20 protein-coding genes and 2 pseudogenes are annotated in these 22,741 nt (G+C 71.7%); 11 read left to right on the top strand and 11 right to left on the bottom strand.

Annotated features, from left to right (window positions below; translation table 11 throughout):
* Positions 1-6: 6 nt before the first annotated feature.
* Positions 7-1,557, top strand: coding sequence for a hypothetical protein (locus ACZ9QC_RS35355; RefSeq protein WP_472916792.1), 1,551 nt, complete (start codon positions 7-9; stop codon positions 1,555-1,557).
* Positions 1,558-1,629: 72 nt separating this feature from the next.
* Here the strand turns inward: ACZ9QC_RS35355 and ACZ9QC_RS35350 are convergent, their stop codons facing one another.
* Positions 1,630-3,129, bottom strand: coding sequence for an SCO1417 family PLP biosynthesis transcription factor (locus tag ACZ9QC_RS35350; RefSeq protein WP_472916791.1), 1,500 nt, complete (start codon positions 3,127-3,129; stop codon positions 1,630-1,632).
* A gap of 214 nt (positions 3,130-3,343) precedes the next feature.
* Between ACZ9QC_RS35350 and yczE the strand changes: the two genes are divergently transcribed.
* The 4 genes from yczE to ACZ9QC_RS35330 all read left to right on the top strand — a co-directional run bounded on the left by yczE (position 3,344) and on the right by ACZ9QC_RS35330 (position 6,766).
* A complete protein-coding gene (gene yczE, locus ACZ9QC_RS35345) occupies positions 3,344-3,964 on the top strand; it encodes a membrane protein YczE (protein ID WP_472921905.1) in 621 nt (206 codons plus the stop codon).
* Positions 3,961-4,728 (top strand): glycerophosphodiester phosphodiesterase, encoded by a 768-nt coding sequence (locus ACZ9QC_RS35340; RefSeq protein WP_472916790.1) that lies wholly within the window; start codon positions 3,961-3,963, stop codon positions 4,726-4,728. The genes yczE and ACZ9QC_RS35340 overlap by 4 nt, the downstream gene beginning before the upstream one ends.
* A 41-nt stretch (positions 4,729-4,769) precedes the next feature.
* On the top strand, positions 4,770-6,125 hold the full coding sequence (locus ACZ9QC_RS35335) for an MFS transporter (RefSeq protein ID WP_472916789.1): 1,356 nt from the start codon (positions 4,770-4,772) through the stop codon (positions 6,123-6,125).
* Positions 6,126-6,391: 266 nt separating this feature from the next.
* Complete coding sequence (locus tag ACZ9QC_RS35330; RefSeq protein ID WP_003977404.1) at positions 6,392-6,766, top strand: RNA polymerase-binding protein RbpA; 375 nt, start codon at positions 6,392-6,394, stop codon at positions 6,764-6,766.
* A gap of 345 nt (positions 6,767-7,111) precedes the next feature.
* Here ACZ9QC_RS35330 and fxsA read toward each other — a convergent pair whose 3' ends face one another.
* The 4 genes from fxsA to ACZ9QC_RS35310 all read right to left on the bottom strand — a co-directional run bounded on the left by fxsA (position 7,112) and on the right by ACZ9QC_RS35310 (position 11,447).
* Positions 7,112-7,711 (bottom strand): FxsA family membrane protein, encoded by a 600-nt coding sequence (gene fxsA, locus ACZ9QC_RS35325; RefSeq protein ID WP_472916788.1) that lies wholly within the window; start codon positions 7,709-7,711, stop codon positions 7,112-7,114.
* A 46-nt stretch (positions 7,712-7,757) separates the two neighbouring features.
* Positions 7,758-8,576, bottom strand: a complete 819-nt coding sequence (locus ACZ9QC_RS35320) for a polyprenol monophosphomannose synthase (protein WP_316730200.1) — start codon at positions 8,574-8,576, stop codon at positions 7,758-7,760.
* Positions 8,577-9,169: 593 nt separating this feature from the next.
* Positions 9,170-10,774, bottom strand: a complete 1,605-nt coding sequence (locus ACZ9QC_RS35315; protein ID WP_472916787.1) for an amidohydrolase — start codon at positions 10,772-10,774, stop codon at positions 9,170-9,172.
* 232 nt (positions 10,775-11,006) lie between these two features.
* Positions 11,007-11,447 (bottom strand): Lrp/AsnC family transcriptional regulator, encoded by a 441-nt coding sequence (locus ACZ9QC_RS35310; RefSeq protein ID WP_033532524.1) that lies wholly within the window; start codon positions 11,445-11,447, stop codon positions 11,007-11,009.
* A gap of 268 nt (positions 11,448-11,715) precedes the next feature.
* On the opposite strand from ACZ9QC_RS35310, the gene ACZ9QC_RS35305 reads away from it, so the two are divergent.
* Positions 11,716-12,174 (top strand): hypothetical protein, encoded by a 459-nt coding sequence (locus ACZ9QC_RS35305; RefSeq protein ID WP_472916786.1) that lies wholly within the window; start codon positions 11,716-11,718, stop codon positions 12,172-12,174.
* Positions 12,175-12,307: 133 nt separating this feature from the next.
* Entirely contained in the window at positions 12,308-12,607 is a 300-nt protein-coding gene (locus tag ACZ9QC_RS35300) for a hypothetical protein (RefSeq protein WP_472916785.1), read from the top strand.
* On the opposite strand, the gene ACZ9QC_RS35295 is transcribed toward ACZ9QC_RS35300, so the two are convergent.
* Positions 12,570-13,748, bottom strand: a complete 1,179-nt coding sequence (locus ACZ9QC_RS35295) for an acyl-CoA dehydrogenase family protein (RefSeq protein ID WP_472916784.1) — start codon at positions 13,746-13,748, stop codon at positions 12,570-12,572. The genes ACZ9QC_RS35300 and ACZ9QC_RS35295 overlap by 38 nt on opposite strands.
* Positions 13,749-14,168: 420 nt before the next feature.
* Here ACZ9QC_RS35295 and ACZ9QC_RS35290 point away from each other — a divergent pair.
* Both ACZ9QC_RS35290 and ACZ9QC_RS35285 read left to right on the top strand, forming a co-directional pair.
* Positions 14,169-15,142: pseudogene (locus ACZ9QC_RS35290) on the top strand (site-specific integrase).
* Between the two features lie 254 nt (positions 15,143-15,396).
* Positions 15,397-16,785: a hypothetical protein gene (locus ACZ9QC_RS35285; protein ID WP_472916783.1), complete on the top strand. Its 1,389-nt coding sequence runs from the start codon at positions 15,397-15,399 to the stop codon at positions 16,783-16,785.
* 60 nt (positions 16,786-16,845) lie between these two features.
* On the opposite strand, the gene ACZ9QC_RS35280 is transcribed toward ACZ9QC_RS35285, so the two are convergent.
* A complete protein-coding gene (locus tag ACZ9QC_RS35280; protein ID WP_472921904.1) occupies positions 16,846-17,082 on the bottom strand; it encodes a Tn3 family transposase in 237 nt (78 codons plus the stop codon).
* 55 nt (positions 17,083-17,137) lie between these two features.
* A pseudogene (locus ACZ9QC_RS35275) lies at positions 17,138-17,830 on the bottom strand (DUF4158 domain-containing protein); the annotation flags it as partial.
* A gap of 279 nt (positions 17,831-18,109) precedes the next feature.
* Between ACZ9QC_RS35275 and ACZ9QC_RS35270 the strand changes: the two are divergent.
* Positions 18,110-19,357 (top strand): glycoside hydrolase family 18 protein, encoded by a 1,248-nt coding sequence (locus ACZ9QC_RS35270; protein ID WP_472916782.1) that lies wholly within the window; start codon positions 18,110-18,112, stop codon positions 19,355-19,357.
* A gap of 87 nt (positions 19,358-19,444) precedes the next feature.
* Here ACZ9QC_RS35270 and ACZ9QC_RS35265 read toward each other — a convergent pair whose 3' ends face one another.
* The 3 genes from ACZ9QC_RS35265 to ACZ9QC_RS35255 form a co-directional block, all read right to left on the bottom strand.
* A complete protein-coding gene (locus ACZ9QC_RS35265; protein ID WP_472916781.1) occupies positions 19,445-20,104 on the bottom strand; it encodes a TetR/AcrR family transcriptional regulator in 660 nt (219 codons plus the stop codon).
* A gap of 103 nt (positions 20,105-20,207) precedes the next feature.
* Complete coding sequence (locus tag ACZ9QC_RS35260; protein ID WP_184896477.1) at positions 20,208-20,354, bottom strand: SCO1431 family membrane protein; 147 nt, start codon at positions 20,352-20,354, stop codon at positions 20,208-20,210.
* A gap of 150 nt (positions 20,355-20,504) precedes the next feature.
* Positions 20,505-21,890 (bottom strand): peptidase C39 family protein, encoded by a 1,386-nt coding sequence (locus tag ACZ9QC_RS35255; RefSeq protein ID WP_472916780.1) that lies wholly within the window; start codon positions 21,888-21,890, stop codon positions 20,505-20,507.
* Between the two features lie 195 nt (positions 21,891-22,085).
* Here ACZ9QC_RS35255 and ACZ9QC_RS35250 point away from each other — a divergent pair, with 195 nt between their 5' ends.
* Positions 22,086-22,739, top strand: a complete 654-nt coding sequence (locus ACZ9QC_RS35250) for a uridine kinase family protein (protein WP_472921903.1) — start codon at positions 22,086-22,088, stop codon at positions 22,737-22,739.
* Positions 22,740-22,741 lie beyond the last annotated feature (2 nt).

The raw sequence follows: 22,741 nt of genomic DNA, 5'->3' as shown, positions 1-22,741 counted from the left end.
ACAGCCGTGGCCCGGGTCCCCCTCCCCCGCATTCTGAGCACCGGTGGCGCGCACCTCGCCAGGAGCCGGGAGCTGACCCGGACTGCGGCCGACGGCGCCACCGACGTCCTCCACCCGTTGATCACGATCACGCGTGGACTGCGCCGGCTGGTCGCCGCCGGGCGCCGCAGATGGGCCGAGACCCCGAAGGACCGTCGCGGGTCACTGCTCTTCCTCGCGGCCTCGATCGTCCTGGTCGTGACCCTGGTGCCGTACGGCCTGCTGCTCGCCGTCATCGCCCTGATGGCGGCGGCAGCCTGGGCGGGCCGCGAGGGCGCCGTCGCCGAACCCGTCGGCCCGGACGAGTCCCAGACCCAGCGACTGCGCTCCCTCTACGAGGCCCTGGTCCCCTATTTCTCGGCCTCCGAGGACCCCGAGCCGCTCTACGCGCACGGCGGCGCCTGGGACAAGGCCTTCCCCACGTACGCCTTCGACGGCACGGGCCGGATCTGCCATCTGCTGATCCGTTACCCGGCCTACTTCGCGGACGGCGAGGCGGAGGCCCGCGCACGCGTCGAGCAGCTGCTGCACACCAAGGCGGGCCGCGGCCGCGAGTACCGCTTCACCTGGGACGAGGAGGGCAACGAGCTCACCGTCGCCGTCCTCCCCCCGCTCGCCACCGACATCACCGCCCAGCGCTTCGTGACGGCACCGGGCGAGACGGTCCTCGGCTTCACCGACGAGACCCACGTCCAGCGCACGCTCCCCCTCTCCTCCGGCGAGGAGCAGCGGGACGTGCCGCCGGTCGTCTGGCGCACGGGCGTCCGCTCCACCGAGCCTCATCTGCTGGCCGTGGGCGAGCCCGGCAGCGGCACCACGACCCTGCTCCGCTCGATCGCCCTCCAGGCGCTCCAGCACGGCGACGTCGTCATCGTCGAGGGCGGCGGCAGCGGCGAGTACGCGTGCCTGACCGGCCGCGACGGGGTCCTCGCGGTGGAGAGCGGGATCTCCGGAGCCCTGGCGAGCCTGGAGTGGGCGTCCCAGGAGACGGAGCGCAGGCTGATCGCCACGAACCGCGCCCGTCAGGCGGGCCTTCCGGCGCCGGACGACATCCGTCGGCCCCTGTGGCTCCTCCTCGACCGCCCGACCGTGCTCACCCACCTCGCCACGGCCGAGGGCAGGCCCGACCCGCAGTCCCTCCTCCAGATCCCCCTCAGACACGGCCGCGCGGTCGACGTCACCGTCGTGATCACCGAACAGTTCGACCACCTGGACGCCCTCACGGAGGTGGTACGCCAGCACACGCGCGCGCGTGTCGTACTGGGCCCCGCCTCCCCCGCCCAGGTCGAGGCGGTCCTGGGCGCCGCACCCCCCACGACGCCCACCCCGGACATGCCCCCGGGCCGCGGCTACGCCCGTCTGGGCCCCGCCCCGGCCCTCCGCCTCCAGGTCCCGACCACGCCCGACCCCTACGACGACACCACCCCCGAGCCCCACCGCCAGGCGGTGCTGGACCTGCTCCCGCCCCACACGACCCTGGCGGACGCCCTCACCAAGGCGGCCCCGGCGGAGGGATGAGCGGAGGGATCGAGCGGACGGATGAGCTGAGCAACGAGCCGAGGGGACCGCCGCGCACCCACCGACCGGCCCTCACGCCACGAACGTCCGCGGCCCCTCGCTCCCGCCCGACGCCCCGTCCCGCACCAACCGCGCCGCCGCCGCCAACCGCACCGCCGCCTCCTCGGCCACCGCTCCCCCCACGGTGAACGGCAGCCGCACATACCCCTCGAACGCCCCGTCCACCCCGAACCGGGGTCCGGAGGGCACGCGGACCCCCACCCGCTCCCCCACCTCCGCGAGCCGCGACCCCGACAGCCCCCCGGTGCGGACCCACAACGTCAGTCCGCCCCGGGGCTCCGAGAACTCCCAGTCCGGCAACTCCCGGCGCACCGCGGCCACCAGATCGTCCCGGTTCTCCCTGGCCTGCTCCCGGCGCACCCCCACGGCCTGCGCCCAACCCCCGGTACTCATCAGCCAGTTCACGGCCAGCTGCTCCAACACCGGCGTCCCCAGGTCCGCGTACGCCCGGGCCGCGACCAGACTCCGGATCACATCCGGCGCCGCCCGCACCCACCCGATCCGCATCCCCGCCCAGAACGCCTTGCTGGCGGACCCGACCGTGATCACCGTGGACCCCGCCGGATCGAAGGCGCACACGGGCCGCGGCATCTTCACGTCGTCGTCGAGCCACAGCTCGCTCATCGTCTCGTCGGCGACCAGCACCGTCCCGGCGCCCCGAGCCGCGTCGACGAGCCCCCGCCGCCGGTCCTCGTCGGCGAGGGCCCCGGTCGGGTTGTGGAAGTCGGCGACGACGTACGCCAGTCGGGGCGCCGCGTCCCGCAGCACCTGCCGCCACCGGTCCATGTCCCACCCGGCGAGCCCGTCGGCCATGGCGACCGGCACCAGCCGCGCCCCCGCCTCCCGCATCAGCTGGAGGATGTTGGCGTACGACGGCGACTCCACCGCGATCCGCTCACCCCGCCCGGCGAAGAGGTGGCAGATGGCGTCCATGGCCCCCATGGCCCCGGTGGTGACCATGATCTGCTCGGGCATCGTCGGGATGCCGCGCGCGGTGTACCGGTCGGCGAGCATGGAGCGCAGGGCGGGCAGCCCCGCCGGGTAGTCGCCGTGCGTGTGGGCGTAGGGCGGCAGTTCCTCCAACGCGCCCTGCACGGCCCGGGTGAGCCAGGGCTCGGGCGCGGGCAGGGCGGCGCAGCCCAGGTCGATCATCGATCCGAGCGCCTCGGGCGGCAGCGGCTCCAGACCGCGCGCGGGCAACGGGTTCCCCGCCGGCACGGCGGTCCAACTGCCCGCTCCCCGCCGGGACTCCAGGAACCCCTCCGTGCGCAGCGCCTCGTAGGCCGCCGCGACGGTCGTACGGCTCACGGAGAGGGAGAGCGCCAGCTCACGCTCGGCGGGCAGCCGGGCGGCGACGGGCACACGGCCCTCCAGCACCAGCAGACGGATCCCGTCGGCGAGCGCGCGGTAGGCGGGCGGGCGGCGGGTGCCCGGGCCGGCGGGGCGCTCCTGCTGCGAGGTGAGCAGCCGGGCGAGCTGAGCCGCGCCGACCGCCGAAGTCCACTGCGCCATGTTCCCAGTCCACCTTCCGCGAATTGGCCATGGATGCCATCTCTCTCCAAGCCACAGAGTGTCATGCGTCAGGCCACCGGCACCACCAGGGGGGAACGTCTTGCCCACACAGCACGAGCCACGGCACGAGCCACGGCACGAACCGGGGCACGAACCACAGCAGGACACACGGCAGGACGGACGGGAACCCGCACGGCCGCATCGGGGGCGCCGGCTGGTCCAGCTCTACACCGGGCTCACGCTGTACGGCGCCAGCTCCGCGCTCCTCGTCCGGGCGGGGCTCGGCCTGGAGCCCTGGAACGTGCTGCACCAGGGGCTGGCGGAGCTGACCGGGCTGACCATCGGGGTGGTGTCGATCGTCGTGGGCGCGGCGGTGCTGCTCCTGTGGATCCCGCTCCGTCAGCGCCCGGGCCTCGGCACGGTCTCCAACGTCTTCGTGGTGGGCATCGCGATGGACGCCACCCTGGCGCTGGTGCCGGAGGCTCACACCATGGCCGTACGGATCCCCCTGCTGGCCGCCGGGATCGTGCTGAACGGCGCGGCGACCGGTCTCTACATCGCGGCCCGCTTCGGCCCGGGCCCGCGTGACGGCCTGATGACGGGGCTGCACCGGCGCACCGGGCGCTCGCTGCGGCTGATGCGGACGGCCGTGGAGGTCGCGGTGCTGGCGACCGGCTTCGCCCTCGGCGGCACGGTCGGGGTGGGCACCCTTCTCTACGCCCTCTGCATAGGTCCCCTCGCCCAGTTCTTCCTGCGCGTGTTCGCCGTGCCCTCGGAATCCGGCAGCACGGTCGTTGCCACCGGTCCATCGAAGCGGGCGATACTTCCCGGGTGACCGCCCTCATACGCCACCCCTACCTCGACCACCGGGGCCCGATCGCCTTCGCCCACCGGGGCGGGGCGGCCGACGGCCTGGAGAACACCACGGCCCAGTTCCGGCGGGCGGTGGAGTCGGGCTACCGCTACATCGAGACCGACGTCCACGCCACGCTCGACGGCAAGCTCGTCGCCTTCCACGACTCGACCCTGGACCGGATGACCGACGGGGCGGGCCGGATAGCCGATCTGCCGTGGAGGGAGATCAGCAGCGCGCGTGTGGCGGGCGTCGAGCCGGTCCCCCTCTTCGAGGAGCTGCTGGAAGAGTTCCCCGACGTCCGCTGGAACGTGGACGTCAAGGCGGAGCCCGCGCTGCACCCGCTGCTCAACCTGATCGCCCGCACCGCATCCTGGGACCGGGTCTGCGTCGGCTCCTTCTCCGAGTCACGGGTGGCCCGCGCCCAGCGCCTGGCCGGTCCGCGCCTGGCCACCTCGTACGGCACGAGCGGTGTGCTGGGGCTGCGGCTGCGCTCGTGGGGCGTCCCCGCCACGGTGCGCCGCTCGGCGGTCGCCGCGCAGGTGCCCGAGTCGCACGTCGGGGTGCCCGTGGTCGACCACCGGTTCGTGCGCGCGGCCCATGCGCGCGGGCTGCAGGTGCACGTCTGGACCGTGAACGAACCGCAACGTATGCACCGACTGCTGGACCTGGGCGTCGATGGCATCATGACCGATCACATCGACACGCTGCGCAAGGTGCTTGAGGACCGGGGGACCTGGGTCTGACGCCCTCGCGCGGCCCGTTCACGGGGAAGCGAGGGGCACGGGTGGGCACCGACACCGTGCGGACGGACGCGGCCGACGCGGCCGCGGGCAGACGGCGCGAACAACGCGGCTGGTACTTCTACGACTGGGCCTGCTCCGTCTACTCGACCAGCGTCCTGACCGTGTTCCTCGGCCCCTATCTGACCGAGGTCGCCAAGTCCGCCGCCGACCCGGACGGCTACGTCCATCCGCTGGGCATACCGGTCCGCGCCGGTTCCTTCTTCGCGTACTCGGTGTCCCTGTCGGTGATCCTCGCCGTGGTGATCATGCCGCTGGTGGGCGCGGCCGCCGACCGTACGGGCCGCAAGAAGCCGCTGCTGGCCGCGACCGCCTACGTCGGCGCCGCCGCGACCGCGGGGATGTTCTTCCTGGACGGCGACCGCTATCTGCTCGGCGGTGTCCTGCTGGTCGTGGCGAACGCGGCGCAGTCCGTGGCGATGATGCTCTACAACTCCTACCTGCCGCAGATCGCGCCGCCCGAGGAGCGCGACGCCGTCTCCTCCCGGGGCTGGGCCTTCGGCTACGCGGCCGGCTCCCTGGTCCTGGTCGGGAACCTGATCCTCTTCACCGCCCACGAGTCCTTCGGCATCTCCGAGGGCATGGCCGTCCGCATCTGTCTGGCCTCGGCCGGCCTGTGGTGGGGCGCCTTCACCCTGATCCCGCTGAACCGTCTGCGCGACCGTCGGCGCCCGGCCGGCGAGTCCGCGGGGGCGACGGCCCCGGGACTGCGTCAACTGGCGGCGACCGTCCGTGACATGCGGCGCCACCCGCTGACGCTGAGCTTCCTCCTCGCCTACCTCGTCTACAACGACGGCATCCAGACGGTGATCTCCCAGGCCTCGGTGTACGGCTCCGAGGAACTCGACCTGGAGCAGTCCACGCTCATCGCGGCCGTGCTGCTGGTGCAGATCCTGGCGGTGGGGGGCGCCCTCGGCATGGGCCGGCTCTCCCGCCGCTACGGCGCCAAGCGCACGATCCTCGGCTCCCTGGTCGCCTGGACCCTGATCCTCGCCGCCGGCTACTTCCTCCCGGCGAGTGCCCCGCTGTGGTTCTTCGTCCTCGCCTCGGGCATCGGTCTGGTCCTCGGCGGCAGCCAGGCCCTGTCCCGCTCCCTCTTCTCCCATCTCGTCCCGCCGGGCAAGGAGGCCGAGTACTTCGCCGCGTACGAGATGAGCGACCGCGGCATGAGCTGGCTGGGCCCGCTGCTGTTCGGGGTGACCTACCAGCTGACCGGAAGTTATCGGGACGCGATCATCTCGCTGGTGGCCTTCTTCGTCCTGGGCTTCGCCCTGCTCATGAGGGTTCCGGTGCGCCGGGCGGTCAGCGACGCGGGCAATCCCGTGCCGGACAGGATTTAGCGCCGGAAGCGAAAGAGCTGTAGTGTACGCGTTTGGCCTGCCAGGCGTACCGTTACTGCGCGTCAAAGATGCCGAAACGCTGGGTCACATCTGCTGTCAGATGTGACAAACCGGGCGCGGGTGGGTACAACAAGGGCGGCTACGACGGCGACGCATGACCCGGAACGGGACACGGAACGGGAATCTTTACCGCCGACCGGACGTTGACCGGATGACGACGACAGCGACACCTGTCCTGTGGGCGACAAGCCCGGGAGGCACGATTCATGAGTGAGCGAGCTCTTCGCGGCACGCGCCTCGTGGTGACCAGCTACGAGACGGACCGCGGCATCGACTTGGCTCCGCGCCAGGCCGTGGAGTACGCATGCGAGAAGGGGCACCGCTTCGAGATGCCCTTCTCGGTCGAGGCGGAGATTCCGCCGGAGTGGGAGTGCAAGGTCTGCGGGGCCCAGGCACTCCTCGTGGACGGCGACGGCCCTGAGGAAAAGAAGGCCAAGCCCGCGCGTACGCATTGGGACATGCTGATGGAGCGGCGCACCCGTGAGGAACTCGAAGAGGTCCTCGAAGAGCGCCTGGCGGTTCTCCGCTCCGGCGCGATGAACATCGCGGTACATCCGCGAGACAGCCGCAAGTCCGCGTAACCCCTCCGGGGGCCGGGCGGACCAACAGCGCAACCGATGACCGCGGGCGCCGTACGAACCTGTACGGCGCCCGCGGTCTTTGACGTGCGATGTGCGTCATGCGTGGTGCGTTGTCGAGTGCGGGTGGGTGGGGGCTGGTCGCGCAGTTCCCCGCGCCCCTGAAAGCTGCAGGCACCCACGGCCCCAGAAAGCGAACGGCTGCGCCCCTGAAAAGCACGGGGCGCAGCCCCTGCCTTTCAGGGGCGCGGGGAACTGCGCGACCCGCCCCCACCGGACCCGCGGATGGGGGTCATGGGGGCGCAGCCCCTGGGGACGGGGTCGGGGCGGCGGGGGCGAGGACGCGTCTCAGCGGTTCAGCGGCGGACGGGGCGGCAGGTCTCCGGAACCCCCGGAGCCCTCGTCGTCCCGGATGACCTCCCCCTGCACGACCTTGCCGTCGGGCCGGTGCATCCGCGCCTGCTGGAAGGCGTCCCCGAGAGAACCCGAACTCGCCTCACGGATCTTCCGCTCGAAGGTCCGCTCCGTGTAGCGCCCCAACGCCCTCTGCACCGGCGGGATCAACAGCACCAGCCCCACCGCGTCCGAGACCAGCCCGGGCAGCATCAGCAACAGGCCGCCCAGCATCAGGAAGCCGTTGCCCTCGCTCTTCCCTGAGCCGGACCCTGGCCCGGGCCCCGCGGCGCCGGCCCCGCCCTGCTGCTGTTGAAGCGTCTCGGACAGCACCCGGAACGCCCGCCGCCCGGCCCGCTTCACCACGGCCGAGCCGCCGACGAAGCCGGCCACGAGCAGCAGGAAGACCGTGAACCCGCCGGCCGCGCCCGCGACCACCGTGAGCAGCCAGATCTCCAGCACCAGCCATGCGGCGACGCCCAGCGGCAGGAACGTGCGCAGCCGGGAACGCCGGGGCCGGGCAGGGTGGGTCGAGGACGGAACGCCAGTCGTCATGCTCCCAGTGTGCCTGGACCGGGCTCAGCACGGGATAAGGGGATGATCAGGGCTTTCGGTCGTCCCGCCCCGGCAGCTTCCCGTCCCGCCCCAGCACCTTGCCGACCCGCTCCCCCACGCCCCACGCCGTGACCCGCCAGAGCGCCTCGACGAGGATGTCCCGGCTCATCTTGGAGTCGCCCAGCTCGCGCTCGACGAAGGTGATGGGCACCTCGACCACGTGGTAGCCAGCCTTGATCGCGCGGCGGGCGAGGTCGACCTGGAAGCAGTACCCCTGGGAGGCGACCTCGTCCAGGCCGAGCCCTTCGAGGGTCTCGCGGCGGAACGCCCGGTAGCCGCCGGTGACGTCACGCACGGGCACGTCGAGCAGCACCCGGGAGTAGAGGCTGCCGCCGCGGGAGATGAACTCGCGGGATCTGGGCCAGTTCACCACGCGCCCGCCCGGCACCCACCGGGAACCGAGGACGAGGTCGGCGCCCTTGAGCGCGGTGAGCAGCCGGGGCAGTTCCTCGGGCTGGTGCGAGCCGTCGGCGTCCATCTCGATGAGGACGCCGTAGCCGTTCTCCATGCCCCAGCGGAAGCCCGCGAGATAGGCCGCGCCGAGGCCCTCCTTGCCCTTGCGGTGCAGCACCTGGACCTGGTCGTCCTCGACGGCCAGTTCGTCGGCGAGCTTGCCGGTGCCGTCGGGGCTGTTGTCGTCGGCCACCAGGACGTGCGCGTCGGGAACGGCCTTGCGCACCCGGCCCACGATCGCCTTGATGTTCTCCGCCTCGTTGTAGGTCGGGATGATCACCAAGGCCGTGCCGAGCGGGCCGAACCGCCTCTCCTGGCCTTGAGCCGCGAGGGTCCCGTCGCCGTCGTTCACTGCTGCCCCTTCAAGTCCTCCGTACGCAGGGGACCACCATAGTGGCCGCGGCCTGCGCTGGAGTGTCGGCCGGCGTCCAGAGGGGTGTCGATTCAACAGGGGGTGTGCGGGAGCGCGCTCTGCGTAGCCTGTGCGCCGCCACAGAGGACCTCGCACCATCCTGCGAGGCGGCGGGCGGGGAATCACCCGCGGCGGATGGGGGCCCGACGCCCTTCGGGCCGACCTGGGGCCCGCTGGCTGCGGGTCGACCGAAAGCCGTTGTCTACTGAGCGTCCGGGCCCCACCCGGGTCGCACCTACCCGACCGGGCCGGAACGTTCCCTCGCCGGAGCGCGGACCCTGGGCCTGGCTCCCAGTGATGGTGCGCCGGTGCGGCACACCGCCCCTGACCCAGCGGCGCTTCGACGACCGCGCGGAAGTTCCCCGGTCGGACGTCCGGTGGTGGACCCGGCAGAACCTACCCGCCCCCTGCCGCCAACTGTCAACCACCGTTTGACCTGCGAAGATTGCCTCCCATGCCTGGTGGGAGGGGAGGATGCGCAGGTCGCGCGGTGCCCCGGCGGGCCATGATCGGCTCCGCGTCCTCCAGGGAGATCACTCGCCCGGCCGTACGAAAACCGTGCGCCCCGCCACCACGGTCCGCAGACAGACGGGCAGGTCGGAGCCGGGGCTCAGGTCGGGCAGGCCGGGGGTGCCGGAACGGGGGTCGGTGGACCAGCGGGCGACGCGGTCGTCGGGGGCCTGGACGACGAGGTCGCCGGTGCGCCACACCGCGTAGTCCGCGGGAGCGCCGGGCACGAGGACACCCGCGTCGTCGCGTCCGATCGCCCGCCAGCCGCCCCGTGTGTGCGCCGTGAACGCAGCGCGCACGGAGACCCGGTGCTCCGGCGTGCGGTGGAAGGCCGCCGCCCGGACGGTGCCCCAGGGGTCGAGAGCCGTGACCGGGCTGTCGGAGCCGAACGCCAGGGGCACCCCGGCCCGCAGCAGCGCCGCGAACGGGTTCAGGGTGCGGGCACGGTCGACACCCAGCCGCTGGGCGTACATGCCCTCCTCCCCGCCCCACAGCGCGTCGAACGCGGGCTGGACGGAAGCGGTGAGGCCGAGTTCGGCGAAGGCGGCGACGGTGTCCGGGGTGAGCATCTCGGCGTGCTCGACCCGGTGCCGGGCAGCACGCACCCGGGCCAGGCCGACCTTCTCGGCCGCCGCGCGCACACCTTCGACCACCGAGGCCACCGCGGCGTCCCCGATGGCGTGAAAGCCCGCCTGGAGGCCCGCCTCGGTGCAGGCGACCACATGGGCGGCGACGGCGTCGGCGTCCATGTAGGCCGTGCCGGTGTGGTGGGCGTCGGCGTACGGCTCGTGCAGGCAGGCCGTGTGCGAGCCGAGGGCGCCGTCGACGAAGAGGTCGCCGGCGGCGCCGACCGCGCCGAGGGCGCGCGCCTTCTCCACGTCGCGCTCCGCCCAGTAGCCGACGACGCGCGGGCCGGGCTCCTCGGCGGAGAGCCGAAGCAGCCCCGTGAAGTCGTCCTCGGAGGAGATCTCGGGGCCCGCGCACTCGTGGAGCGAGCCGATGCCGAGCGAGGCGGCGTGGGCGAGGGCGGCGCGCTGGGCCTCGATGCGCTGGGCGGGGGTGATGGCGCCGAGGGCGGTGGCGCGTACGGCGTGGTGGGCGTCGCGGGTGAGCGGGCCGTCCTCGAAGGCGTCGGCGCCGGGGACCAGGTCCAGCAGGGCGGTGGTGACGACGGCCGAGTGGACGTCGATCCGGCTCAGGTAGAGCGGGCGTCCGCCGGTGGCCTCGTCGAGTTCGGCGCGGGTCGGGGGGCGGCCCCCGGGCCAGCGGGCGGCGTCCCAGCCGTGGCCGAGGAGGACGCGATCGCCGGGGCGGGCGGCCGCGAATTCCCGTACGAGAACGAGCGCGGCCTCCAGGGACGGGGCGGCGGAGAGGTCGAGGCCGGTGAGCGCGAGACCGGTGGCGGTGGTGTGCACGTGGGCGTCGGTGAACGCCGGGGTGACCAGGGCCCCTTCGAGGTCGACCACCTCGTCGACGCCGGCCGCGAAGGCGTCGGCGGCGCCCTCGGAGCCGACCCAGGCGATCTGGCCGTGCTCCACGACCATCGCGGTGGCGAACGGGTCGGCGGGGCTGTGGACTTCTCCACCGCGGAGCAACACGGTGTTCGACGGGGCGGTGCGATCACTCATGGGGACAGTCTCGCGTGCGGCGGCTGCCGCGACGTACTTGGGCCGGTGTTTCAAGGCACCCGTTGCTGTCGGCAGTGCCCACCCTCCCCACTCTCGACCTCGCTCCGGCAGCGGACAGACGGGCGGTGGACCGGCAGACGGCACACACGGCAGTCAGGCGGCAGGCGGCAGGCGGCAGGCGGCAGGCGGCAGGCGGTCGAGGAGAAGTCGGGCGGCGGCCGAGCCGAGCCGTTCAGATCCTCGGGGGCCTCGCCTCGTACGGGGTCGACAGCACCACCGTCGTCCGCGTCGAGACGCCGGCGAGCGACCTCAGGCGCGCCAGCAGCTCCTCCAGCTCGTGCGGGGTCGCCACGCGGACCTTGAGGATGTAGTTCTCGTCGCCGGCGACGCTGTGGCAGGCCTCGATCTCCGGGACGCCCGCGAGGCGTTCGGCGATGTCGTCGGGGGCGCTGGGATCGAACGGTTTGACCGAGATGAACGCGGTCATCGGCAGCCCGACGGCCTCCGGGTCGACGACCGCGGCATAGCCCCGGATGACGCCACGCTGCTCGAGTCGGCGCACCCGCTGATGCACCGCCGACGTGGACAGGCCCGTGGCCTTGCCCAGGTCGGTGTAGCTCATCCGCCCGTCCGCGACGAGCAGCTGCACGATCTGTCGGTCCAGCTCCTCCATGGCGCAAGAACCTACAGGGCGGTTGATCTCCTCCGATACCTGAGCGGCGCAGGTCATGCCCGGTTCGTGATGTGCCCGAGAGCCGCCTGTGAGCCATACGGGTGACAGCCGGACCATCTCGGGCACCTGCGAGCGGCATGTGACGAAGACCACAGCGGCCGAACAGGCTTCGTGATGATCTCGTGATTACCTCCGAGACGGGGCGGGAAGTGCTTGCTGTGGTCGAGGCCGCAGTGCCTTCACGGCCCAGCCCGAGGGGGAGAATCCCATGCAGAGTCTTAAGCGCCCTGGTCGTACCGCACCCAAGCGACTCCAGGCGGTCGTCGAGCCCGAGCCGGAGGGCGTCGAACCGGACGACGAGTTCGACGCGTACGACACCTTCGAGATGTTCCGGGTGATCTGCCCGGACTGCGCTCAGCCCATCGCCCTGCTGTCCGAGGAGGACAGCCTCCCCGAGCACGCGCGCGTCGTGTCGCCGTGGAACCCCTTCGGGCTCACGGCCTGTGCCGGCACCGGCCGTTCGGCGAGCGAGGCCCGGTCGGCGGACGAGTCCGTCGAGGCACAGGAGCAGGACACCGCGCTGCTGTTGACGCTCCCGCAGGGCCTCGACTGGCGGACCCAGCCCTTCTCGCACGTCGGCGGCCCGGGCTCGCGCCCGATGCGCGTGCCGGTGATGCGGCGTCAGCAGCCCGAGCAGAGCCAGGCCGATCAGCGCCAAGCCGCCTGATTCCGGGCCCGGTCGGGCCCAGCGCCTCCGTGCCCGGCGGGCAGGCCCGTCCTGCCCCGTTCGGTCCCGGCGCGAACTCAGACACGATTCCCGGGAACGGTGACCGGCGCGGCCTCGTGCGCGTTGGCCCGGTATGACCCCACCATTTTCGGTGACCGGGAGTCGGCGTCACATCTTCGTACCGGCTTCGGCAGAATCGCTTCCGCAAGGGTCGGCCCCGCCTCAGGACCCGCCCATCTACCGTGCGCTGCTGCGGACTTGGGCCGACCGGGGCCGCACTCTGCCGGGGCGTCACGATCCGGAGTGGGTGCGACTGGCGACGCCGCCGAGCGGTCTCGACCAGTTCGGCACCCGCGCGGACCCGTTCGGGGCGCCCGACTTCTTCCGTGGTTCGTTCAGCGTGACTCGGGCCCCGCGAGGTGACGGGCGATGACCATCCGCTGGATCTGATTGGTGCCCTCGACGATCTGGAGCACCTTGGCCTCGCGCATGTACCGCTCGACGGGGAAGTCCGCCGTGTAGCCGTACCCGCCGAGGATCTGGACGGCGTCCGTGGTGACCTTCATCGCGGCGTCGGTGCACAGCAGCTTCGCCATGGCCGCCTGCTTGGAGAACGGCCTGCCCGCGTCGTGCAGTCGCGCGGCCGAGAGGTAGAGCGCGCGGCCCGCCTCCACCTGCGTCGCCATGTCCGCGAGCATGAAGCGCAGCCCCTGGAAGTCGGCGATCGGGCGTCCGAACTGCTGTCGCCCGGTGGCGTAGGCGACTGCTTCGTCCAGTGCCGCCTGGGCCACGCCGATCGCGCAGGCCGCGATGCCGAGCCGTCCGGAGTCGAGCGCGGACAGGGCGATGGCGAAGCCCTGCCCCTCCTCACCGATGCGCCGGCTGTCGGCGACGCGCACCCCGTCGAAGTGGAGCTGCGCGGTGGGTGAGCCCTTCATGCCCATCTTCTTCTCCGGCGCCGCGGCGCTCAGCCCCGCGGCGTCCCCCGGGACCAGGAAGGCCGTGATGCCCCGGGAACCGGAGCCCTCGCCGCCCGTTCGGGCCATCACCGTGCAGAAGTCGGCGATGCCACCGTGGGTGATCCATGCCTTGGTGCCGCTGATCACCCACTCCTCGCCGTCCCGTACCGCCTTGGTCCGCAGGGACGCGGCGTCCGAGCCGGACGAGGGCTCGGAGAGGCAGTACGCGCCGAGCAGACGGCCGCCCAGCATCGCCGGCAGATGCTCGGCCCGCTGCTCCTTGGTCCCGTAGTCGGCGAGGGCGTGGCAGGCGAGGGTGTGGACGCTGACCCCGAGGCCGACCGTGAGACGGGCCATGGCCAGCTCTTCCAGCGCCTGCAGATAGACCTCGTACGGCTGGCCCCCGCCGCCGTGTTCCGCGTCGTACGGCAGGCCGAGCAGTCCCGATTCGGAGAGCAGACCGAAGAGTTCGCGAGGGAAGCGGCCGGCTTCCTCCTCCGCGGCCGCGTGCGGGGCGATCTCCCGCTGCGCGATCTCGCGGACGAGCGAGATCAGATCCCGGGCCTCCTCCGTGGGCAGTTGACGGTCCACCGGCTGCGCGGCGCGCTCGGGCATGGCGACGCTCTCCTCCCTGTAGGGCACGGCGGCGGACACGCACCGGGGATGAGGTGGTGCCGCCGGGTCACACGTGCCACAGCCGATGGTCCTCCTCCGGATCACGGAAGCCGCTGATCAGCGGCGGTGGCGCTTGGAGTATGCCCGATCCGGAGCAGCGGGTCACCGGTTAACGACCGTTCATCCGGGCACTTTCCGAGCCCGCCGTACCGGGGTCTGAGGAACATCGGTGTCAGATCGTGCGCTAAGCCTCCGTCGCCGCTGGTGGGCAGCTGACGTCCCGCCGCCGGCGGCGGGACGGGGCTGAAGTCGTCCCCCAGATAACACCCCAATATCTGCGGTGGCTTGATGTGTCACCTGCGGTGACGTTCTCCGGCGGCTACGTGAAGCGGCCCTGTTATCTGCGCCAAGAGGGAAGTGGTGTCCACCGTCGTACAGCTGCCAGCCGGGAAGGCGTTGACCGTCCGGACGGCGGCGGATGTGTTCCTCGACTCGCTTGGCAACCCGAACACGGTCCGGAACTACGGGATCGGGGTCGGCAAGACCGCCGAGCGGATCGGCGAGGGCCGGCCGCTGGCGTCGGTTGCGGACGACGAGATCGGCGAAGCACTCGAACTGCTCTGGGGCACCGCGGCGGTCCACACCTGGAACTCCCGCCGGCCGGAGTGCTGTCCTGGCTCAGCTGGTGCCGCGAGCGCGGCTACGAGGGTCCTGCGGTGCCAGCCTGGGCGAAGCGGCCGGCGGTGCCGGACTCCGAGACCCCGGCACGCTCGAAGGTGGCCATCGACCGGCTGATCGCCCGGCGCGAGGTGCACCTGAGAGAGAAGACGCTGTGGCGGATGCTGTACGAGACGTCCGGGCGGGCGGAGGAGATCCTCGGTGTGAACATAGCGGACCTGGACCTGGCCGGGCGCCGATGCCCGGTGAAAGCCAAGGGCGCCCGTACCAAGGCCCGCCGACGGGGTCAGGTCCGCGAGGACTACGTGCTGGAGACCGTGTACTGGGACGCGGGCACCGCCCGGCTCCTGCCCCGGCTCCTGAAGGGCCGCATCCGCGGGCCGGTGTTCGTCACACACCGCCGCCCGGGGCCGGGGAAGGTCGTCAGCCCGCGCGACGTCTGCCCGGACACCGGGTTCGCCCGGCTGTCGTACGGGCAGACCAGGGCCCTGCTGGACGAGCACACCGCCGTACGCGGGCCAGGCACCGGCTGGGACCTGCACGAGTACCGCCACTCCTCCCTGACCCACCTCGGCGAGCAGGGCGCGTCGCTGCTGATGCTGATGGCGAAGTCCCGGCACAAGAAGCCGGAGAACGTCCGCCGCTACTTCAAGCCCTCCCCCGAGGCAATCGCCGAGCTCACCAGCCTGCTCGCCCCGGGCAGCACGAGGCGGTGACCGACGCATTGTGTCCGTGGCGAGCACGGATCGCGGCGCTGACGTGAAGGGCGCGGATCACCCTGCGTGCCTCCACACGCGCCCGGAAACACTACGGCGGCGTCCGAACGGGCCAGGTCGGAGAGCTAGCGGCAGCAAAGCGTGGTCGGCTGGCTACAGCAACCACGGTCGAAGGTCCGTGCTCCCTCGCGGTCCGGGCCCCTGGTCGGAGCGCGCCCAATGGGAGCCTCCCGCATCGAGAAGGAGAGCCCCTGATGGCTTGGCAGAACTCCCGGGCGACGGGGCCGATCACCGGTGTCCAACGAGCGCGTCCGGAGCGGTGGCTGGCCGTGGCCGGCCTGGCAGCGGGCGCTGTGGTGGCGTTGCCTGTCCCGCTCGCCCACGCGGCCACCTTGCCGGTGACCTGCTCGGTCCCGGCGCTCGTGGCGGCGATCAACACGGCCAACAGCCAGCCGGGCGCCGACACGCTCAGCCTGGCGGGCGGGTGCACCTACACCCTGACGGCCGCCGACAACGCCGCCAACGGCCTGCCGGTCATCGGCAGCAACATCACGATCAGCGGCAACGGTGCGACGATCACACGCGCCGCGTCCGCCCCGGCCTTCCGCATCCTGTTCGTCGCCGGTACGGGCACCTTGACGCTCAACAACGCCACCATCAGCGGCGGCCGGGCGGAGAGCGACTGCCAAAACTTCCAGGGGATCTCGTGCGGCGGCGGTATCGCCAGCCTCGGCACCCTGACGGTGAACAACAGCCGGGTGCGCGACAACACCGCCACGTCCGATGTCTTCGCCCAGGGCGGCGGCATCGACAGCGCCGGCACCGGCACCCTGAACAACGTCGAACTCAGCGGCAACTCCGCCAGCTACACCGGTGCCGACCCGAGCGCCGCCGCAGGCGGTGGCGTAGCCAACGACGGGCCGCTGACCGTGAACAACAGCCGACTGCACCACAACACCGTCACCGTCACCGATGACACCGACAGCGTCGCGTTCGGCGCCGCCCTCGTCGGCTTCGCCCAGACCACGGTCAGGAACAGCACCATCAGCGACAACCAAACCACCGCGAAGGGCGGTATCGCGCGGGGCACTCTCGCGGACGCCTCCACCATGACCGTGAGCGCGACCATCGTCCGCAACAACACCGTCAGCGCTCCCGGCGGCCTCGCGGCCGGCGCCGGAGCCGCCACCAACTTCCCGATGACCATGACCAGCAGCGTCATCACCGGCAACACCGCCTCTGCCCCGGACGGCGGTACCGCGCTGTCCGGCGGCATCCACATCGCCGCCTCCGGCACACTCACCCTCGGCAGCACCACCGTGCGCGGCAACACCGCCAGCGCCACCGGCGGCGGCACCGCCCAGGGCGGCGGGATCGGCAACGCCGGCGGCACCCTGACCGCCAACCAGGTGAACATCGGCAACAACACTGCTACTGCTCCCGGCGGCACCGCCCAGGGCGGCGGCCTCTACAACGCCGGCACGACGAATCTGAACCAGAGTGCCGTCACCACCAACCGCGCCGGCGACGGCGGAGGCATCTTCGAAGCCGCAGGCACGGTCACCCTGAACAACACCGCGGTCAGGGCGAACACCCCGAACAACTGCGCCCCGCCGAACGCCGTCCCCGGCTGCAGCGGCTGAGCAATCCCGTCGTACTGGGCTCGCACCTTGGGGCAGAGCCCAGTACGGCGCTCTGCGCCGTCACTCCACCTCGGTGGAGCCCAGATCGCGCAGGGGACGCAGGCCGCCGGGCAGTTCGGGAAGCTGAAGGGAGTACCGGCCGAGCATGTTGACGTGGTGGCGGACGAACGGGGAAAGGCGGGCGACGTCCTCGTCGCGGACGTCGAAGCCGTCGGCACGCATCTGGGTGACGGCTGAGTCCATGCAGCGGGTGTTGAACAGCACGAGCGCGTTGAGGACCAGGCCGAGCGCGCCGATCTGGTCCTCCGTGCCGTCCTGGTAGCGCTGGTAGAGCTGTCCGGCGCGGCCGTGGGCGCTGAAGCGCCCACTTCATCTGCGGCCCGGACACTCGCACCGGACCGCGCCGCAGCCGGTCCAGCTCCGAGACCCGCTCGCCGGGCGGCACCGTCAGCAGCGAGTCCAGCACCGCCCGCTGCCCGGTGTTCAGCAGCCCGAACAGCGTGTTCCACAGCCGCTGGTTCGCCGCCTCCCGCACCGTGCCCACCAACCGAGCCAAACGGCTCACCCCCGGCAGCAACACCCGCTCCTCGCGCAGCCAGCCCGCCGCCGAGTCGAACAACGCCTTCGGCCCGTCCCCAGTCGTCCACGCCCGCGCGTCCAGCCAGACCACCAGCTCCTCGCGGACCTCGGCGAAGTCCCGCCGGCCCCCGGACTCCTGGATCTCCCCGGCATGCGTCCGGGCAGTACCGTCCCGCTCGCCATACAGCCTCAGACACGAGGCGTCCGCGATCTCCAACTGCTCGGCCAGGTACTCGGCCACCTCCGCCGGCACCTGCCGCGGGTCCGGCATGAACCGGCCCAGGAACCGCACGCTCGTCAGCTGGACCGCGAACCCGAGCCGGTTGTGGGGCCGGCGCTCGGCCTGCACCACCTCCCGGTCCGCATCGTCCAGGAAGAAGTACCGCTCCAGCTCCGCCCGCGAGGGCACCTCGTGAAATGACCCGTACCGGGTCGCCTGCTCGTCCGTCAGGAATTCGACCGCCACAACAGCTCTCCGAAGATCGACAACAACGACCCACGAAGGCTCCGACGCTCAATCACCCCAGGTCAAAGGCACAGTTAGCCCAGGGACGACTTAGCGCACGAGCTGACACGGATGTTCCTCACCCCCCGCACCCTCGCACGAATTGGTCCGAACCATTGACCCCCAGTGGTCTAGTCCTCTACGTTCTCCCCCAACAAACGCGCCACCGCGTTCACCCCCCTCGGCACAGCAGGTCCAGGCAGGAACCTCCCCGTCCCGCTCCCCTCCCCCGGAGTCACGATGCTCAGACCGCACAGCCCCCGCGTCCCCGTCAGGACGCTTGTCGCCGCCACGTGTTGCGCCACCCTCGGCGCAGGACTGCTCGCCGGAGCGGGCACCGCGACCGCCACCCCGGCGGAGGCGGGCTCCCCGCAGCGCACGCCGGGCGCGGCCCCTTCCAAGGTCGTCGGCTACTTCATCGACTGGGGCATCTACGGCCGCAAGTACTACGTCAAGAACATCGAGACCTCCGGCTCGGCGAAGAAGCTCACGCACATCAACTACGCCTTCGGAAACGTCGTCGACGGCAAGTGCTCCCTCGGCGACGCCTGGGCGGACACCGACAAGCCCTTCACCGCCGAGGAGTCCGTGGACGGCGTCGCTGACACCGCGGACCAGCCGCTGAACGGCAACTTCAACCAGCTGCGCAAGCTGAAGAAGCTGCACCCGAACCTCAAGATCGTCTGGTCGTTCGGCGGCTGGACCTGGTCCGGCGGCTTCGGTGAGGCCGCGAAGGACCCTGAGGCCTTCGCGAACTCCTGCTACGACCTCGTCGAGAACTCCCGCTGGAAGGACGTCTTCGACGGGATCGACATCGACTGGGAGTACCCCAACGCCTGCGGTCTCACCTGCGACACCAGCGGCAGCGAGTCCTTCGAGGACCTGATGGCCGCACTGCGCAAACGATTCGGCAAGAAGGAGCTCGTCACCGCGGCCATCACGGCCGACGCCAAGCCCGGCGGCAAGATCGACGCGGCGGACTACGCGGGCGCCGCGAAGTACGTCGACTGGTACAACCCGATGACCTACGACTACTTCGGCTCCTGGGACGCGACCACCGCCCCGCACTCGCCGCTGTACCCGTACCCGGGCATCGCCGACAAGCACTTCAACTCCGCCGCCACCATCCGGAAGCTGAAGGGCCTCGGCATCCCGTCCGCCAAGCTGCTGCTCGGCATCGGCTTCTACGGCCGCGGCTGGACCGGGGTGACCCAGTCCGCGCCCGGCGGCACGGCGACCGGCCCGGCCGCGGGGACGTACGAGGCGGGCTACGAGGACTACAAGGTACTCAAGAAGACGTGCCCGGCCAACGGGATCGTCGGCGGCACCGCGTACGCCAAGTGCGGTGACGACTGGTGGAGTTACGACACCCCGCGGACCATCAAGGGGAAGATGGCGTACAAGGACGCGCAGGGCCTCGGCGGCACCTTCTTCTGGGAGCTGAGCGGCGACACCGCCGACGGTGAGCTGATCAAGGCGATCAAGTAACCGCCGCGACGGGGGACTTGGGGTGGGGGTCGGTCGGCGGACCCCCACCCCGAGTGCGTCCCCGGGTGTCGTCGGCCCTGGAAGCCCTCAGACGTCCCGGCGGGCGGGCTCCGGCGCGAGATAGGCCGGGGCCAGCTCCTCGATGGCGCGCAGCGAGCCGCCCAGCATCTTGACGAGCAGGTCGCGCATCGTGTCGCGGGGCAGCTCAGGGCGGTCGATCCAGTCCAGCGTGGCACCCTCGACCGCGCACACCCAGCCGAACAGGCCCATGCGGGCGACCGGTTCGATGTCGGTCCTGCCGTACGCGCCCTCCGCGATGGTGGCCACGATCGCCTCGCGGACGCCGTCCCTGATCGCGTGCACCTGGGTGTCGAAGCCGACACCGCCACTGACGATCGTGCGGTAGGCGGCCTGGTTGTCCTCGGCGTAGCGCAGATAGCAGTCTATGGTCCGGTGCACCCGTTGCACGGGCGGCAGTTGGAGCCCGCTCGCCGCGAACGTGATCAGATCTGCCACCGAGTCCTCGACGATCGCGAGGTAGTAGCCGCGCTTGGACTTGAAGTAGTAGTAGATCAGTCCCTTGGCCACGTGCGCCTGTCGCGCGATGTCGTCCATGGACAACGTGTCGTACGACGTGTCGGCGAACAACTTGCGCCCGATGGAGATGAGTTCGGCGCGGCGCGCCAGCGAACGGTCGGTGCCGCGAGCCCGCGGCGGTTCGACTCCACGCTGTTGACTGCTATTCAATTTCGGTCCTGGTCTCCAACTGCCAGCGGGACAACCGCAGTATCGCAGACCCTCACCACCAGCTTGTTCGACTCTGATCGACAGAATCGACCGGCGGATCAGGTCACAGCAGACCCAGCTGGGCCACCAGCATCGCGACGACCACGACCAGGGTCCAGCCCATCACGTGCTCGACGATCTTCGGGCCGTCGTCCCCGGGCCCGCCCGTGCGGGTCCGGACGCGGGTGGCGGTGGCGGAGGTCGCGGTCATGGCAGCTCGCTGGTGTGATCGGTGTGCGGTGGGCTCCCCCCACCGTTGCGTCCACCTTGCCACCGCAGGGGCGGCTCACGGCCGAGACCTTGGTCACACGTCGGCGCGGCCCCGGTCGTCCGGGAGCCGCGCCGCGCCTGGCCTGCCGCGTCAGTGGATGCCCACCGCCGTGAGCGCCGCGCGCTGGCGGGCGGTGGGTCGCGCCGGGAAGTACACGTAACAGACGCCGCCGGTGCCGGAGACGACCTTGCCGGCGGCGTTGTACCGCTTGGTCCGCAGCCAGATGTTCTCCCACTCGCGCCGCCGGTAGACCCGGCGCACCGCCTCGTTGGTCGGCGAGTTCGGGTCGTTGGCGATGATGTCGCCCTCGGCCGTGAAGCCGATCACCGTCATCAGGTGCCCCGCGGTGCCGTAGCCCGCCCCCGTCAGCTCCTCCGCGAGGAACGACTGCGAGGTGATCGCCGGAATGCCCGCCCCGATCAGTGTCTCCAGGTCGGTGAGCGAGCCCAGCCGGGTCACCACGCCCTGGAGGTCCCGGTAGGTGGCGGCGTACGCGGCGTTGAAGGGCCAGTTGCCGCAGCCCTCGTACTGGTAGTCGAAGGTGAACCGCGCCGCGTGGCACACCTGCGGGTCCGCGAACGCCGGATCGACCCAGGCCAGGTCGGCGGCGGTGGGCTTCCTGCCCCAGAACTCTATGACCATCTGCGAGGAGGTGGGGCTGCACCAGGCCTCGCCGCCGTTGTCGTACTCGGGGTACTGACCCTTGTGGATCTCCTGCGAGTAGCGCGGGACGTCCAGCTCCCGCGCGAGCCCGGGCGTCGAGGCGGGGACGGTGAAGCGGTCGGGGACGTCGGAGCCCATCGCGCCGATCCGCCAGACCGTCGGGGTGAGTCGGGTGCCGGGCGTGCGGTACAGCGTCAGGCGCAGCCGGTAGGAGGCGAGGCGCAGGCCCGTCGCCGGGTCGTCGATCGCGAAGGTGTCCGTCCAGACACTGCTTCTGCCGTCCTCCTGGCCGTCGACGGACGTCCGTCTGATGTCCCGGTCCCCGGCCGCCCACCGGCCGAGCACGTACCAGGGCGTGTCGGTGCCGTCGGAGTACGTGCCCTTGAGCTCGATCCCGATCCAGGTGCCCTCGGGGGTGTGCGCGTTCCAGGACGCGACGGCCTCGGTGGCGGGCACCGTGAGCCGGTGGACCGGCGAGGTCCAGGTCCCGTACTCCCAGGCGGCCGTACGCCCGGTGTGCGGGTCGGTGTAGTCGGTGGTCCCGAGCGGCGAGTCGATCACCAGCCCGGGCCGCGTCCCCGCCTTCGCCAGGGTGCCCCGGGCACTGCCCGAACACCAGTCGGCGTACGAGGTCCAGGCACGGAAGTCGGTGAAACGTTCCGGTGCTCGCGCGGGGCGGACGGGGGCCTCGCCCCGGCCGCTCGTGGTGTCTGCCACCGCCTGACCCGCCGCTCCTGCGGCCGCCGCGGCGGCTGCGGTGGCGACGGCTGCGGTCAGGACGGTCCTGCGGGACGGCTCGGAGAGGCTCGTCATCTGCGGGTGACCCCCAGTGGTCCGGAAGGAACGGTTCAGATGGTCCGGAAGGAACGGTTCAGACGCACGGCTGTTCGCCCACTATGGACGCCGGGGAACGACTTCTGCCAGCACCTCGCGCCGCGCCACGCCCGCCAATATTGGTCGACACCGGTGGCGTATCCGCGACCGCGCGGCACGGTGTTCAATCCACGTATGCACGACTCCCCCGCTTCCGTGGACCCGGCCGTCGACGACCTCGCCGCGCGGCTGCGGCGGCTGCCGCCCTCCTGCGGACCGGTCCGGCTGGTGGGGGTGGACGGGCACGCCGGTTCCGGGAAGAGCACCTTCGCCGGACGGCTGGCGGACGCGCTCGGCGGCGCACCGGTGCTGCACCTCGACGACATCGCGACACACGAGGAGCTGTTCGCGTGGACGGATCGCCTGCTGAACCAGGTGATCGAGCCGCTGCGCCACGGGCGGAGCGCTCGGTACGCCCCCTACGACTGGCGTGAACGCGGCTTCGGCCCGGCGCGTGTGCTGCCGAGCGCGCCGGTGGTCGTCGTCGAAGGGGTGGGGGCGGGCCGACGGATGTTGCGGCCGTTTCTGGCATGGCTGGTGTGGATGGAAGTGGCGGAAGGGGAGGCCTGGTCGCGGGGGCGGGCGCGGGACGGAGCGGAGCAGGACGACTTCTGGGCCGGCTGGGTCCGGGCGGAGCGTCGGCATTTCGCCGAGGATCCTTCTCGGCCGTTCGCCGATCTGCTGATTCGGCCGGGAAACACGGGGTACGAGGTGCTCACGGGACCCCTGACGGCTCCCGGATCGGCACCGCACCTCACTCAGGGTGACGGGCCATCCGCAATGTGCTGAAC

The organism is Streptomyces sp. HUAS MS02, from assembly GCF_055702265.1.
The sequence above is the reverse complement of the archived record's forward strand: the minus strand, read 5'-3'. Positions and strand labels throughout refer to the sequence as shown.